Raw genomic sequence first — 631 nt, 5'->3', positions numbered from 1 at the left:
GATGTATCTGTGCAAACAGATGACCAGCCGCTCCCTGCCCGAGATTGGCCGCCGCTTTGGCGGGCGCGACCACACCACCGTCATGCACGGCGTGCGCCGGATCGAAGAGTTGAAGGTCTCGGACGGTCAGATTGCCGAGGATCTGGAACTGCTGCGCCGGGCGCTCGAATCCTAAGCCCCTTCCCCTGAGGGTTGTTGTCAGGACACGGTTAAACAGCGATCAGGGGCGCGGCTTGCGCCCCTCTTGCAATCGCAGCAACAAAACAACAAAAGTTCTTGTGTAAGCGTGGGAACCGGGTAGTTTGCCTCTCCCGGCAATCGGTATGGGAGAAGGCATATGAAATTTAGCATCGAACGCGCGGCACTGCTCAAAGCGGTTTCGCAAGCCCAATCCGTGGTCGAGCGCCGCAACACCATTCCGATCCTCGCCAACGTGTTAATCGAAGCCGACGGCAGCGATGTTTCCTTCCGCGCCACGGATCTGGACATCGAAGTGGTCGATAAGGTCGCGGCTCAAGTCGAGCGTGCGGGGGCCACCACCGTTTCGGCCACGCTGCTGCATGAGATTGTGCGCAAACTGCCCGACGGGGCGCTGATCAACCTCACTGCTGATACCGCCGCGGGCCGCCTG

Annotated in this window: 1 protein-coding gene and 1 pseudogene; both read left to right on the top strand. The window is 60.5% G+C overall.

Translation table 11 applies throughout. The features are described from left to right. Positions 1–175, top strand: a 175-nt coding sequence (locus tag Q7C20_RS26795; protein ID WP_375071196.1) for a helix-turn-helix domain-containing protein, incomplete at its 5' end; no start/stop codon positions are given. 162 nt (positions 176–337) lie between these two features. After that, positions 338–631: pseudogene (locus tag Q7C20_RS26790) on the top strand (DNA polymerase III subunit beta); the annotation flags it as partial.

Source organism: Pseudomonas sp. AMR01 (genome assembly GCF_041946035.1).
GTDB classification, from domain to species: domain Bacteria; phylum Pseudomonadota; class Gammaproteobacteria; order Pseudomonadales; family Pseudomonadaceae; genus Aquipseudomonas; species Aquipseudomonas antarctica_B.
The sequence above is the reverse complement of the archived record's forward strand: the minus strand, read 5'-3'. Positions and strand labels throughout refer to the sequence as shown.